Below are 13,239 nucleotides of genomic sequence, written 5' to 3'. Positions count from 1 at the left end.
TCCCTATTCCCCGACATCCGGGCGCGGATCGGACACAAAGCCGTCCGCGTTGGGCATTTCGACCGCAGCCATTGCCTCGGCGTCCATCACGCTGTCCGGCTCGGTGCTTGTGATGCCCGCCTTGCCCAGCACATAGGCGCTGATCGCATAGACCTCATCGGCGCTGAGTGATCCGGGTTCAGTCATGGGCATGGCCCGGTGCGTGTAGTCGAAGAAGGTGCTGGCATAAGGCCAATAGCTCTCGACCGTCTTGACCGGCGCATCGGTGGCCAGCGTATCCCTGCCGCCGATCAGCTGGGGCGCGCCCAGCTCGGCGATGCCCATCATGTCCGAGCCGTGACAAGCGGCGCAGATCGTCTCGTAAAGCTCCTCACCTTCGGCATAGGTGCCGCTGCCTTCGGGCAGGCCGCGCCCGTCCGGCATGATGTCGATATTGATCGCCGCGATCTCCTCCTCGGTGGCGGGCTGGCCGACGCCATAGGCATTCTGGGCGGGCGCGATGTCGCCCACCTTCTCGGCGCTGGATTTCGGCACCTCCATCGGGGCGCGCTCACCGGACTCCAGGGTGTCGGGCGGCGCGGCGGAGGTGCGGGTGCCATCTTGCGCCACGGCAGGCATGGCCAGCGCGCCGAGCGCGCAGATGAGTGTCAGGTTACGCGTGAACATTGTGCACCTCCCCGTCCGGCGCGATATGCCAGCTTTGAATTGCGTTCAGATGATAGACAGATTTCAGACCGCGCACCTCGACCAGTTGTTCGAGGGTCGGCTGGACATATCCCGTCTCGTCCACCGCGCGGCTTTGCAGCACGGCCTCCTCGCCGGTCCAGGTCCATGGCAGTCGGAACCGCGTGTGGCACTTGTCCAGCACGGGGTCGTCCAACGTGGCCTCTTGCCACGTCTCGCCGCCATCCGCCGAGACCTCAACCTTTGCGATCTTGCCGCGGCCGGACCATGCGATGCCGGTCACCTCGTAGAACCCGGGGCGCGGCAGCTTCATCGCGCCCGAGGGGAAGGTGATGACAGATTTCGCCTCCATCTCCAGCGAGAATTGGCGCGCGGTGCCATCCGGCATGAGGTCGGTGTATTTCGACGTCTCCTCGCGGGTCATGAAGGGCTTGTCGCTGACCTCCAGCCGGCGCAGCCACTTGATATGCGTGTTGCCCTCATAGCCGGGCAGCAGCAGGCGCAGCGGGTAGCCTTGCTCGGGGCGCAGCGCCTCGCCGTTCTGCGCATAGGCGAGGATCGCGTCGTCCATCGCCTTGTCCAAGGGCACCGAGCGGGTCATCACCGCCGCATCCGCGCCTTCGGCCAGGATCCATGCGGCGCTGTCCTGCACGCCTGCCATCTCCAGCAGCGTGGACAGGCGCACGCCGGTCCATTCCGAAGTCGATGTCAGGCCATGCGTGCCCTGCACGGTCTTGAGCGTCGGCTTGGCCCATTCGGTCAGGCCGTTGCCGGAGCACTCGATGAAGTGGATCTTGCTGACCGAGGGCAGCCGCTTCAGATCGTCCATCGTAAAACGCAGCGGCTGATCCACCATGCCGTGCAGGATCAGTTCGTGCGTCTGCGGGTCAATCGTGGGGATGCCCGCATGGTGCCGCTCGAAATGCAGGCCCGAGGGGGTGATCATCCCGCGCCCCGAGGCGAGCGGCGTCATCGACCAGCTGGAATCGATGCTGGCGGTCGGATAGCGCCAGCGCACCTCGTTCTCGAATTGCGAGCGCGAGCCGTAGCCGCCATCGTCGAGGATGAGGCGCCCCTGCTCCTTTGTTGGGTCGGGCTGCACATCGTACTCGATCGCGCCAGGAGGGGCCTCGGCCCGCGCGCGGCCACCGGCCAAAGCACTGCCGCCCAGCGCCACGCCGCCCATCAGCAGGCCGCGGCGCGTCAGGCCGTTGAACATGCCCTCCTTGCAATCACAATCTTCGTCATCCGCCAAAGCCTGACGTTCTATCTCGACCAGGCTTTCGGCCATGCGCCTTTCGGCGGGGCCATACAGGGATGCGGGAAATCTTTCGGTCTCGGACATTGCAACCTCCAATGCAATTACGCGGCGCCAATCTGGCACACGCGAAGAAACGGAATCGCTCCCTCTTTAATCGCGCGTCACGGCCCCGACACATTCGGCCGCCCGCCGGAGCGTTCCCGCAGGCTGCGACAGAATAGCACAGGTGAGTTGATCCCAAAGAGGGCTCATCAAATGGCAGCTAGTGGCGAAACCTATGGCCGCTTTGCGGTCAGGCTTCCAGCTCGGCATCCCAGTAGAGGAAATCCAGCCAGCTATCATGCAGATAGCCGGGCGGGAATTTGCGGCCCGTGTTGCGCAGCTCTTCGGCGCCGGGCGGGCGCGGCGGCTTGCGCAGCGACATGCCCGAGCGGGCAAGGCTTTTCGATCCCTTGGCAAGGTTGCAGCGCGCGCAGGCGGCGACGACGTTTTCCCAGCTGGTGCGCCCGCCGCTGGCGCGCGGCACCACATGATCAAAGGTCAGATCGCCCCGTGCGCCGCAATACTGACAGCAGAATTCGTCCCTCAGAAAAAGATTGAAGCGCGTGAATGCCACGCGCTTCTGAGGTTTGACGAAGTCCTTGAGGACGATGACCGAGGGGATCCGTATCCTCGTACTGGGCGAGTGGACGACGTGGTCATATTCGGCCACGATATCGACCCGGTCCAGCCAGACGGCCTTGATCGCATCCTGCCAGGACCAGAGCGAGAGGGGATAGTAACTGAGCGGCCGGTAATCGGCATTGAGAACCAGCGCGGGATGCTGGCGCAGCGCCGATGGCGCGCGTACGAATTCCGTTCTGAAATCGCCTTCCATTGTCCTGACCGTCCCCGCCTGCGCTGATCCGTCTCGATGACTATATCTCGTATGTGCAGAACGGCAAGCCCGCTGTTCATGGCACATCTGGGGATGTCATCGCATGGTTGCGTGACAGGGACATGACAGGGAACAGATTGATCGCGGGCCCGTTTGGTGGCAGGCCGGGAGGCAGGCAGCGCGGGGGCCGCCTGCCCTTCATGCTCAAAGCTGTGACATGACCTCGTCCGAGGCTTCGAAATTGGTGGTGACGCGCTGCACATCGTCGTCATCCTCCAGCGCATCGACCAGCTTCATCAGCTTTTGCATCGCGTCCAGGTCCATCTCGGTCGTCGTCACCGGGCGCCAGGCCAGGCGGGTCGCCTCGCTTTCGCCCAGCTCGGCCTCGAGCGCGCTGGAGACGTCATTGAGATCGGTATCGGCGCACCAGACCGTGTGGCCATCCTCGGAGGATTCGACATCCTCGGCGCCGGCCTCGATCGCGGCCATCATCACGGTGTCGGCATCGCCCGCATCCGCGCCATAGACGATCTCGCCCTTGCGCTCGAACATGAAACCGACGCTGCCCGTCTCGCCCAGATTGCCGCCATTCTTGGTGAAGGTACTGCGCACGGTGCTGGCTGTCCGATTGCGGTTGTCGGTCATCGCCTCGACGATCACGGCGACGCCATTGGGGCCATAGCCCTCATAGCGGATTTCCTCGTAATCCTCGCTGTCGCCGGCCTGGGATTTCTTGATTGCGCGATCAATCACATCCTTGGGCACGGATTGCGTCTTGGCCTCCTTGACGGCCATGCGCAGGCGCGGGTTCTTCTCGGGGTCGGGATCGCCCATCTTGGCGGCGACGGTGATTTCCTTGCTCAGCTTGGAGAACAGCTTGGAGCGTGCGGCATCCTGACGTCCCTTGCGGTGCTGGATGTTTGCCCATTTGGAATGGCCGGCCATGGAATACCTCTAAAAGCGGATGATGTGGATTTTGCGTCTCTATAAGACACGAGGCGCCCTGCGCGCAAGCCGCGCCTAAAGCGGCCAGATGAACGGGATCAGGGCCGAGGCCACGAGGCCGATACTGAGGTTCAGCGGCACGCCGATGCGCAGGAAATCGGTAAAGCGATAGCCGCCGGGGCCGTAGACCAGCGTGTTGGTCTGATAGCCGATGGGCGTTGCGAAACTGGCGGAGGCCGCGACCATGACCGCCACCACCAGCGGGCGCGGATCGATCCCCATCGCCTGCCCCAGCCCGATGGCGATGGGTGTGACGACGACGGCGACGGCGTTGTTGCTGACCATCTCGGTCAGGATGGAGGTCATCAGGTAGACCGAATAGATCAGCAGCACGCCGGGCAGCAGCATCAGCGAGGGCGCCACGCTGCCCACGATCAGAGCAACCGCGCCGCTTTCCTCCAGCGCGGCGCCGATGGCCAGCATGGAAAAGATCAGCGCAAGAAGCCGCCCGTCTATGAAGGAGAACGCCTCGTCCGCATCGATGCAGCGCGCCAGCAGCACGGCCGCCACGGCCACCACCGCCAGCGCAAGAATGGGCGCCACACCAAGGCCCGCCAATCCGACGATGGCAATCAGCGCAGCGATGGCGATGGGCGCATGGCCCCGGCGAAAGGCCCGCGCCGAGGGCTGCGAGACATCGACCATGTCCATCTCGGATGACAGGCGCCGGATATCCTCGGGTGCGCCTTCCAGCAGCAGGGTGTCGCCCACCTTGACGATCAGGGTGTCCAGCTGGCGCCCGATATTCTGGTTCCGGCGGTGCACGGCCAGCGGATAGACGCCATAGCGCCGCCGCAGACGCAGCGAGCCAAGGCTGCGCCCCACCATCTTGCAGCCGGGTGTGATCAGCACCTCGACGGTCGTCGTCTCGACCGCGCTGACCTGATCGACACGCTTGAGGCTCTTGTTGTTCTGCAGGCTCAGAAGCTCGGTCATCTGCGTGCGCAGAACCACGCGGTCGCCCACCTCCAGCGTGACGCCGGTCAGATCGCGGCGCAGCGATATGTCTCCGCGGACGACGTCGACCAGACGCACGCCCTCGCGCTTGAACAGTTGCACGCCAGTGACCTCGCGCCCGATCAGGTTGCTTTCGGGCGGGATCACCGCCTCGGTAAAGAACTTCATGCGGCTGCGATCCGACAACATGTCGGCCATGCTGTCGCGATGCGGCAGCAGCAGCGGCCCGATGAAGCGCAGATAGATCATGCCCCAGGCGACCAGCACGATGGCCAGTGGCGTGATCTCGAAAATACCGAAGGCCTCCATGCCGCGCGCCCGCGCCACACCATCGACCAGAAGGTTCGTCGACGTGCCGATCAGCGTCAGAGTGCCCCCAAGGATCGCCGCATAGCTCAGCGGGATCAAAAGCCGCGAGGCAGGGATCTTCATGGTGCGGGCCAGTTGGACGAAAACCGGGATCATCACGACGACGACGGGGGTATTGTTCATCACCGCCGAGCCGATGATGACCAACCCCAGCATCATCACCACCGCCAGCTTGGGATTGGTGCGCGCCTGCCGGTCCGCCAGCGATGTGAACGCCTCGAGCGCGCCGGTGCGCACCAACGCCCCCATGATGATGAACATGACCGCGATGGTCCAGGGCGCCGGGTTCGACAGCACGTCCAGCGCGGCGTCATAAGGCAGCAGGCCCAGCACCAGCATCGCCGCCGCCCCGGCCATCGCCACCACCTCGGTCGGATAGATTTCGCGGATGAAAAAGACGAACATCACCGCGACGACGCCCAGCGTCATCAGGGCCTGCGTCGTTTGCGACACGTCGAAATATGCAATCACCGGGGGGATCTGCCTTTTACTGGTTCGCGCCAGTTTCGCCGATGGGCCGTACAGGCGCAAGCGGCGACGTGCGGGACCTCGGCTGGACCATCGCGATGCCGATCATCATGATGCCCAGCGCCAGCCAGACCCAGATGGCATAACGCTCGTGCAGCAGCACCATCGACCATATCACGCCAAAACCCGTCACCAGATAACTGGCCTGCGCGGCAAAGACCGACCCGGCGCGGCCCACCAGCCAGACATAGACGGCATAGACCAGCCCGTGCAGCGCCGCCGATGCGGCCAGCGCCAGTTCGGGCGCACCGAAGCTGGCCAGAGGGTTGATCCACTGGCCCGTCAGCAGCGCCAAAGGCGCGGTCACGACCATGCCAAGCAGCGAGGCGCCCAGGATCACCTGCATAGAATCCAGCCCCTGGATACCCCATTTCGCCACCAGGTTCCCCTCGGTCGCATAAAGCAGCGGCGCCATCAGGGCGACGGGGATGAAAACGGCCATCGCCTTTTCCGGCAGGCTGGCCTCGGGCCCGATCAGCAACAGGATGCCGGCGATGCCAAAGCTGAGGCCCATGACCCGCCGCCACGAAAACGCCTCGTTGCCCAGCGCCAGCGCGATCGGCAGCGAGAAAAGCGGCACGCTGGCGATGATGATGGCCATGATGCCCCCCGGCAGCCGCGCCGCCGCGAGGTAGAAAAAGATATCCGGCAGCACCGCCCCGCAGAGCGCCACAACCGCGTAGAGCCGCCAATATTGCCGGCCCATCTCCAGCCGCTTGCGCCGGAAGGCGCAGATCGTGCCCAGAAGCGCGACGATCACCACCTCCTGCCAAAAGATCAGGCCAAGGGGCAGATGTCCGGTGCTGACCGCGATCTTGGACAAGGGCACGCTCAGCCCCCATCCCGCCCCCATCACCATCAGAACGGCATAGGGGCCAAGGTCGCGCCGGCTCACGGCCCAGCCTGGGCAAGACGCCCGCCTTGGCGCACCATCTCGATCCGGGTGGCACGGCCGGTGCGGTCGTCGGTTTCGACATAGACGCCCGAGACGGTGACCTCCTCCATCGCGGGCGCAAAGCGCCCCTTGGGCATGCCGGTGACAAAGCGGCGCAGCGGCTCTTCCTTGTCCATCCCGATGACACTGTTGTAATCCCCGCACATGCCCGCATCGCTCAGAAAGGCGGTGCCGCCCGGCAGGATCTGCGCATCGGCGGTCGGAATATGCGTGTGCGTGCCCACGACCAGCGACGCGCGTCCGTCGCAGAAATGACCCACGCCCATCTTCTCGCTCGTCGCTTCGCAATGGATGTCGATGATCGCCGCCTGCACCGCTCCGCCCAGAACATGCGCGCGCAAGGTGGCATCCAGCGCCGAGAACGGATCATCAAAGGCCCGCTTCATGAAGACCTGGCCCAGCACCTGCGCCACCAGCACCTTGCGCCCGCGCGCGTCCGAGAAAACGCGCGCTCCACGGCCCGGCGCGCTCTTGGCGAAGTTGATCGGCCGAATGACGCGCGGCTCGCCCTCGATGGCGCGCAGCATGTCCTTTTGATCGAAGGCATGATCGCCCAGCGTCACGCAATCCGCGCCCGCGTCCAGAATGCCCTTGGCATGCTCGCCGCTCAGGCCCATGCCGCCGGTCGCATTCTCGCCATTGACCACGACGAAATCGAGGCCCCATTCCGCGCGCAGCCGCGGCAGCATCTCTGCTATCGCCCGGCGGCCGCCGCGCCCCATCACATCGCCAAGAAAGAGTAATTTCATGGGCCAAGTGTTAGGCCGCGCCCGCTGCACACGCAAGAGCACATGATCGCGCGGGCGCCGCGTGGCGCGTCTGGCCGGATCTGAGTATTTTCACCAAGATGAAGTTGCTGGCGCGCCCAATTTTTCTTGGTACCAAGTACCCCCGCCGGAGGCATTCCCCATCGACGTCTGCGGCACAGCAGATATTTCCCATTGGCCGCACCACACCACCGCATTATATCACCTCTCATGATTGCAGATTTCTTCAAGCGCCTCACCGCGGCTCAGGATCAGCCGCTGACCGACACCGATGCCCGCCTTGCGGTGGCGGCCCTTCTTGTGCGCGCCGCGCGCACGGATGGCCATTACGCCCCCAGCGAGATCGAGCACATAGATCGTATCCTGTCGACGCGCTATGCGCTGACGCCCGAGGACGCCCGCGCGCTCCGAAAGGACGCCGAGGAGGCCGAGGCGGAGGCGCCCGATACCGTCCGCTTTACCCGCGAAATCAAGGAGGCCGTGCCCTACGAGGACCGGACCGCCGTGATCGAGGCGCTGTGGCAGGTCGTTCTGGCCGATGGCGACCGCGCCGATCAGGAAAATGCGCTGCTGCGTATGGCGGCCAGCCTGCTTGGCGTCAGTGATGTCGACAGTGCCGCTGCGCGGCAGCGCGTTGCAGCCTCGCTCTGAGAGCTGACTGGCTGCCGCCGCAATGATCGCCGGCCTGCACATTTGTGACCTGCCCGAGACTGCGCCCACAATCGATCTGCTCTGGTCCAATCTGCGCGTGCGGCTGGGCAATGATGCACCGCTCCACCTTACCCGGGGCGGCAGTTTGTGGGATCAATGGGGCGCTTCGGACCTAGTTATCTCCCAGACCTGCGGACTGCCCTATTGTGTCCGCCTGCTGGGCCGCGGGGAATTGGTGGCCATGTCCGACAACCGCCTATCTGGCCGTGCCCGTTCCCCCGCCGCCCACTGACCCGAACAGCATCGAGTGAGATCAGCGCGCCAAACCGTCCCACCGGCACCGCAGAATTGCGCATTGCATCATGGCGGGTTTTCGGCCCTACTGCCCCGCACGCCCGCCGCAACCGCATCAGGACCCCATCTTGCCCCAAGACCCGCCAGTTATCGAGATTTCGAACCTTCACAAGGCCTATGGCACGCTCGAAGTCATCAAGGGCGTCGACCTGACGGCCCGTCGGGGCGATGTCGTCTCACTGATCGGCTCTTCCGGCTCAGGCAAATCCACGATCCTGCGCTGTGCCAACCTGCTGGAGGATAGCCAGCAGGGCGACATCCTTTTCAAGGGCGAGCCGGTCAGGTGGAAGGGCACCGGCGCGCATCGCCACCCTGCCGATCCGGGCCAGGTGCTGCGCATCCGCACGAACCTTGCCATGGTGTTCCAGCAGTTCAACCTCTGGGCGCATATGACGATCCTGCAGAATGTGATGGAGGCGCCCGTCACCGTGCTGCGTCGCCCCCGCGGCGAGGTCGAGAAATCCGCGCGTCAGTACCTCGAAAAGGTGGGAATCGGCGACAAGGCCGATGCCTTCCCAGCGCAGCTTTCGGGCGGCCAGCAGCAGCGCGCCGCCATCGCCCGCGCCTTGGCGATGGAGCCCGAGGCGCTCCTCTTCGACGAGCCGACATCGGCGCTGGACCCCGAGCTGGAACAGGAAGTCATCCGCGTGATCAAGGATCTGGCCGCCGAGGGGCGAACCATGATGATCGTGACCCATGACATGAAGATGGCCCATGACGTGAGCGATCATGTCGTCTTCCTGCACCAGGGCCTTGTCGAAGAGGAAGGCGACCCTGGAACGCTCTTCACCGCGCCGAAATCCGAGCGCCTTCAGCAGTTTCTCAGCTCGACCATGGCCACCTGAGCCTTGTTCGTGCATCACAGTCAACCAACCACCACCAAAGGGAGATACCATATGAAAACCCTCATCACCGCCGCCATTCTGGCCAGCCTTGCCGCCGGCACCGCCGCCGCGCAGGACACCGTCCGCCTCGGCACCGAAGGCGCCTACCCTCCGTTCAACTTCGTCAATGACGCGGGCGAGGTCGACGGGTTCGAGCGCGAGCTGGGCGACGAGCTGTGCAAGCGCGCCGAGCTGACTTGCACCTGGGTCACCAATGACTGGGACAGCATCATTCCGAACCTCGTCTCGGGCAATTACGACGCAATCATCGCCGGCATGTCCATCACGGACGAGCGCAAGAAAGACATCGACTTCACCTCGAACTACACTCAGCCCGACCCCTCCTCTTATGTTGTCATGCAAGAGGGCGTCGACCTGACCGCCGAGGGCACCGTGGTCGCAGCGCAGGCCAGCACCATTCAGGCCAGCCACATCGCGTCCTCCGGCGCAACCTTGTTGGAATTCCCGACCCCCGAGGAAACCATCGCCGCCGTGCGCAACGGCGAGGCGGACGCGGCCTTCTCGGACAAGGCGTATGCCGTGCCGGTCGTCGAAGAGGATGACGGTCTGATGATCGTCGGGGACGACGTGCTTCTGGGAGACGGCATGGCACTTGGCATCCGCAAAAGCGATACCGAGCTGAACAAGAAGTTCTCGGACGCGATCGATTCCATGAAAGAGGACGGCTCGCTGAACGCGCTGATCGAGAAATGGCTCGACGGCGCCGCGACGTTCTAAGAAACCGGATCGAGGGGGGCGCAGGTCCCCCTCTTTTATCGTTCCCCAAATTCTCAAAGTCCACAGCCGCCGCGCGCGCAAGGTTCGGGAGGGAAGGCCATGTTCAGTTTCTGCACCGACCCCGACACGCTCGGCACCGTTAGCTGGTTCGCCTGCTACCTGACCACCGGCAAGCAAATGGGCTTCTATCTCAGCTTCGGCACGGTTCTTCTGCTCTTGGCCATCACCGCGCCCGCAGCGCTTGCCTTCGGCTTTGGTGGCGCAGTCGCGGCGCGCTCGCGCATCCTGCCCCTGCGCTGGCTGGGACAGGGCTATATCGCGCTGGTGCGCGGTGTGCCCGATATCGTCTACTTTCTCTTTTTCGTCATCGCGCTTGATCAAGGGCTTGAGTGGATCCGGCACAAGATCCTTTGCCCCGGCTGGGACCAGCCCATCCGTCAGGGCGCCGATTTCATCGTCTGCGCCGAGGCCAAGCTGCCTCTCGGCAATGCCGCGCAATGGGTGCATGAGGTCTATGGCTTCGGCCTCGCCGTGCTGACCTTTGCCATCGTGTTCGGCGCCTTCGCCGCCAACGTCATCTTCGGCGCTATGCGCGCCGTGCCGCGCGCACAGCTTGAGACGGCGGCGGCCTATGGGCTAAATCGCCGCCAGACATTCCGCCGCATCCTCGTGCCGCAGATGTGGGTCTATGCCCTGCCCGGCCTTGGCAATCTCTGGATGGTGCTGGTCAAGGCGACGCCGCTTTTGTTCCTGCTGGGGGTCGAGGATATCGTCTATTGGGCGCGCGAGCTGGGGGGCACCGCCAATCCGCGCTACACGGCCTATCCGCATGGCGACTGGCGGGTGTGGTATTTCCTCGCGCTCCTCGTCTTCTACCTCATCCTCACGCGTATCTCCGAGATCTGGCTGGAACGTCTGATGACGCGCCTCACGCATGGCCAGGCCACCTCGGGCGGCGAAGCGCAGCGCAGGGCGGCAGCATGAGCGCCTGCCTTCAGACCATCCAGGATTACGGTTTGCGCAGTCTCGGCTACGGCGAGCGGCTTTTGCCGCGCGGCGATTTCACGCTCTGCGAGCAGGTGACCCTGATCGGCTCGGGCATGATCTGGAACATCTATTTCGGCGTCATCGCCGTGCTGATCGGCTTTTGCATCGCCATCGCCGTGGCGCTTGGCAAGGGCGCGCGCTCGGCTTGGCTGCGCAAACCCAGCGAATGGTTCATCTTTGTCTTTCGCGGCTCGCCGCTCTTCATCCAGTTCTTTTTCGCCTATTTCCTCTTTCTCAGCCTCAAGGGGGTCAGCGCCATTTTCGATCCTTTCACCTCCGCCGCGCTCGGCGCGCTGGTGGTGCTGATCCTCAACACCGCCGCCTATTCGGGCGAAATTTTCTACGGTGCCCTGCGCTCCATCCCCAAGGGCGATGTCGAGGCGGCGGATGCCTATGGCTTTTCGGGCTGGTCGCGTTTTCGCAAGATCATCTGGCCGACCATGCTGCGTCTGGCCTGGCCCGCCTACACGAACGAGGCGATCTTTCTGTTTCACGCCACCACACTGGTCTTTCTCAGCGGGTTTCCCGCATGGCAGCAACGGGGCGATGCGCTCTATTACGCCAATTACTTTGCCGACAAGACGTTCAATCCGTTCATCCCCTACCCTATTCTCGCAGGCTTCTTCATCCTTCTGACGCTCAGCGTCATTACCGTGATGGGCGCCATCGGGCGGAGGCTGAACCGGCATCTACCGCAGGAGGCGCGCCATAAATTGAGGTTGCGCCCGAACCTGATCCGGTGAATCAATCCTTCCAAAGGGAAGGAAGACCTCATGAGCATCGACAATTTCGCCACGTTCCGCGTGGCCGCCTGTGATCTGAACGGGCAGATGCGCGGCAAGCGTATGCCGGCCAGCTACTTTGCCAATCTCGATAGCGACGGCGTGCGCATGCCGCTTTCGGTGCTGAATGTCGACATCAAGGGCGCCGATATCGAGGATAGCCCGCTGCTGTTTGAGACCGGCGACGCCGATGGCATCATGCGCCCCACCTCGCGCGGGCCGGTCCCCCTGCCATGGCTGGACAGCGAGCAGCCCCTGGTGCCGATGCAGATGTATTTCGAGGACGGCACGCCCTTTTACGGCGATGCGCGCCATGCCCTTGCCCGCGTGCTGGACCGCTATGCCGAACGCGGCTGGACGGTGATGGCCGCGACCGAGCTGGAATTCACCCTTGTCGATGACAGCGGAAAACGTCTGCGCCATGTGCGCGATCCGCGCAACCGGCGGCGCATCGACGCCTCTGAGATCCTGTCGCTCAGCCAGATGGACGCGTTCGATCCGTTCCTGTCGGCCCTCTATGAGGCCTGCGAGGCGATGGGGATCGAGGCGCAAACCACCACCTCCGAGGCAGGCGTCGGCCAGTTCGAGATCACTCTGAACCACCAGGACGCGATGCGCGCGGCGGATGACACATGGCTTTTCAAATCGCTCATTCGCGGTCTCGCCTACCGCTTTGACAGCGCGGCGACTTTCATGGCCAAGCCTTTTGCGCTGGATTCCGGCAACGGGATGCACATGCATTTCTCGGTGCTGGACACGGACGGCAACAACATCTTTGACGATGGGGGCCCCAAGGGCACCGATACGCTGCGCCATGCCATCGGCGGATGCCTGGCCGCAATGCGCGGCTCGACCCTGATCTTTGCGCCCCATGCCAACAGCTATGCGCGCATGACGCCGGGCGCCCACGCGCCCACCGCCATCTGCTGGGCGTATGAGAATCGCACGGCGGCGATCCGCGTGCCCGGCGGCAGCCCCAAGGCCCGCCGGATCGAGCACCGCGTTGCGGGCGGCGACATCAATCCCTATCTCAGCTTTGCCGCGATCCTCGGCGCGGCGCTCGTCGGGATCGAGGACGAGATGGACCCCGGCGATCCGCTGACCGGCAGCGCCTATGGCCAAGACCTGCCGCAACTCGCGACCGATTGGACGCAGGCGGTGGACCTCTTTGAGGCCGATCCGCTGATGCCGCGCATCTTCGAGCCGCGTCTGATCCGCAACTTCGTGCAGACCAAGCGGCAGGAAATCGCGGTGATGAGCGAGATCGACGAGGCCGACCACTGGAAGACATATCTGGACAAGGTGTGAGCGCCCGCAAAACACCTTGCCCGAAACACCTTGCCCGGCGCGATTTGCTGCGCTACCCTGAATTTGATCAAA

13 protein-coding genes are annotated in these 13,239 nt (G+C 64.1%); 6 read left to right on the top strand and 7 right to left on the bottom strand.

What is annotated here, in order from left to right:
- Positions 1-3 precede the first annotated feature (3 nt).
- From ACEWPL_RS01070 to ACEWPL_RS01040, 7 genes are all read right to left on the bottom strand, one after another.
- On the bottom strand, positions 4-666 hold the full coding sequence (locus tag ACEWPL_RS01070) for a c-type cytochrome (protein WP_393935034.1): 663 nt from the start codon (positions 664-666) through the stop codon (positions 4-6).
- Entirely contained in the window at positions 653-2,029 is a 1,377-nt protein-coding gene (gene soxC / locus ACEWPL_RS01065) for a sulfite dehydrogenase (RefSeq protein WP_393935035.1), read from the bottom strand. The genes ACEWPL_RS01070 and soxC overlap by 14 nt, the downstream gene beginning before the upstream one ends.
- 208 nt (positions 2,030-2,237) lie before the next feature.
- Positions 2,238-2,822 (bottom strand): HNH endonuclease, encoded by a 585-nt coding sequence (locus tag ACEWPL_RS01060; RefSeq protein ID WP_393935036.1) that lies wholly within the window; start codon positions 2,820-2,822, stop codon positions 2,238-2,240.
- 204 nt (positions 2,823-3,026) lie between these two features.
- On the bottom strand, positions 3,027-3,767 hold the full coding sequence (locus tag ACEWPL_RS01055; protein WP_393935037.1) for a YebC/PmpR family DNA-binding transcriptional regulator: 741 nt from the start codon (positions 3,765-3,767) through the stop codon (positions 3,027-3,029).
- 75 nt (positions 3,768-3,842) lie between these two features.
- Positions 3,843-5,582 carry an SLC13 family permease gene (locus ACEWPL_RS01050; RefSeq protein WP_393935393.1) on the bottom strand — a complete coding sequence of 580 codons (1,740 nt, stop codon included), beginning with the start codon at positions 5,580-5,582 and terminating at the stop codon, positions 3,843-3,845.
- Positions 5,583-5,640: 58 nt separating this feature from the next.
- Entirely contained in the window at positions 5,641-6,576 is a 936-nt protein-coding gene (locus tag ACEWPL_RS01045; RefSeq protein WP_393935038.1) for a DMT family transporter, read from the bottom strand.
- A complete protein-coding gene (locus ACEWPL_RS01040) occupies positions 6,573-7,385 on the bottom strand; it encodes a TIGR00282 family metallophosphoesterase (protein WP_393935039.1) in 813 nt (270 codons plus the stop codon). Before ACEWPL_RS01040 ends, ACEWPL_RS01045 begins: the two co-directional genes overlap by 4 nt.
- Before the next feature lie 228 nt (positions 7,386-7,613).
- Here ACEWPL_RS01040 and ACEWPL_RS01035 point away from each other — a divergent pair, with 228 nt between their 5' ends.
- The 6 genes from ACEWPL_RS01035 to ACEWPL_RS01010 all read left to right on the top strand — a co-directional run bounded on the left by ACEWPL_RS01035 (position 7,614) and on the right by ACEWPL_RS01010 (position 13,167).
- Positions 7,614-8,054 (top strand): tellurite resistance TerB family protein, encoded by a 441-nt coding sequence (locus ACEWPL_RS01035; RefSeq protein ID WP_393935041.1) that lies wholly within the window; start codon positions 7,614-7,616, stop codon positions 8,052-8,054.
- Between the two features lie 422 nt (positions 8,055-8,476).
- Positions 8,477-9,253 carry an ABC transporter ATP-binding protein gene (locus tag ACEWPL_RS01030; protein WP_393935042.1) on the top strand — a complete coding sequence of 259 codons (777 nt, stop codon included), beginning with the start codon at positions 8,477-8,479 and terminating at the stop codon, positions 9,251-9,253.
- 51 nt (positions 9,254-9,304) lie between these two features.
- Entirely contained in the window at positions 9,305-10,030 is a 726-nt protein-coding gene (locus ACEWPL_RS01025; RefSeq protein WP_393935044.1) for a transporter substrate-binding domain-containing protein, read from the top strand.
- Between the two features lie 99 nt (positions 10,031-10,129).
- The gene (locus tag ACEWPL_RS01020) at positions 10,130-11,014 is read left to right on the top strand and encodes an ABC transporter permease (protein WP_393935045.1); all 885 of its coding nucleotides are present in this window, start codon (positions 10,130-10,132) and stop codon (positions 11,012-11,014) included.
- Complete coding sequence (locus ACEWPL_RS01015) at positions 11,011-11,820, top strand: ABC transporter permease (RefSeq protein ID WP_393935047.1); 810 nt, start codon at positions 11,011-11,013, stop codon at positions 11,818-11,820. Before ACEWPL_RS01020 ends, ACEWPL_RS01015 begins: the two co-directional genes overlap by 4 nt.
- 30 nt (positions 11,821-11,850) lie before the next feature.
- Positions 11,851-13,167 (top strand): glutamine synthetase family protein, encoded by a 1,317-nt coding sequence (locus ACEWPL_RS01010; protein WP_393935049.1) that lies wholly within the window; start codon positions 11,851-11,853, stop codon positions 13,165-13,167.
- Positions 13,168-13,239 lie beyond the last annotated feature (72 nt).

The organism is Roseovarius roseus (assembly GCF_043355935.2).
Taxonomy (GTDB): domain Bacteria; phylum Pseudomonadota; class Alphaproteobacteria; order Rhodobacterales; family Rhodobacteraceae; genus Roseovarius; species Roseovarius roseus.
The sequence above is the reverse complement of the archived record's forward strand: the minus strand, read 5'-3'. Positions and strand labels throughout refer to the sequence as shown.